This window comes from Paenibacillus amylolyticus, from assembly GCF_003719335.1.
GTDB lineage: Bacteria > Bacillota > Bacilli > Paenibacillales > Paenibacillaceae > Paenibacillus > Paenibacillus amylolyticus_D.
In genome coordinates this window covers 1-829 of record NZ_RIAS01000046.1, presented here as the reverse complement: position 1 = coordinate 829, position 829 = coordinate 1, and the positions used below count along the sequence as shown (strand labels likewise).

The following is an 829-nucleotide window of genomic DNA, read 5'->3' as shown; positions in this document are numbered from 1 at the left end:
CCCAAAGGCGTCATGATCGAGCACCGCAGCCTGGTCAATACGGCGGCAGGATACCGACGGGAATATCGTTTGGATCAGTTCCCGGTGCGGCTATTGCAGCTGGCCAGCTTCTCGTTTGACGTATTCGTGGGCGATATCGCACGCACGCTGTACAACGGAGGAACGATGGTGATCGTGCCGAAGGATGACCGGATCGATCCGTCTCGTCTGCACCATTGGATCGAGCAGGAGCAAGTGACTATATTTGAATCGACGCCAGCGCTGATTGTGCCGTTTATGGAATATGTGCATGAGCAAGAGCTGGATATGAGTCAGATGGAGTTACTCATCACTAGTTCGGACAGCTGCAGCGTCGCCGATTATCGTACCTTGCAGGAACGCTTCGGATCATTGTTCCGTATCATCAACGCTTACGGTGTAACGGAAGCAGCGATCGACTCCAGTTTCTACGACGAGCCACTGGAAGTGCTTCCGGAGACAGGGCATGTGCCTATCGGCAAAGCGTGGCTAAATGCGAAGTTTTACATTGTGGATGCACATTTGAATCCCGTGCCTGTCGGGGTGCTGGGCGAACTGGTTATCGGCGGAGTTGGGGTCTCGCGCGGATACTTGAACCGTCCAGAATTGACGGAAGAGAAGTTCGTAGACAGCCCGTTTGCCGCGGGTGAGCGGTTGTATCGCACGGGAGACTTGGCGCGGTGGACGGAAGACGGCAATGTGGACTTCATTGGTCGAATCGACAATCAGGCTAAAATTCGGGGCTACCGGATTGAGACGGGCGAAGTCGAAGCGAAGTTGCTACAGGTGAAAGGCGTACGCGAAGCCGTGG

General features: G+C 54.9%; 1 protein-coding gene. It reads left to right on the top strand.

Annotation, left to right across the window (positions count from 1 at the left end; all coding sequences use genetic code 11):
* Positions 1 to 829 (top strand): AMP-binding protein (locus EC604_RS29450; RefSeq protein WP_151458142.1); only part of this gene is annotated, 829 nt, incomplete at both ends.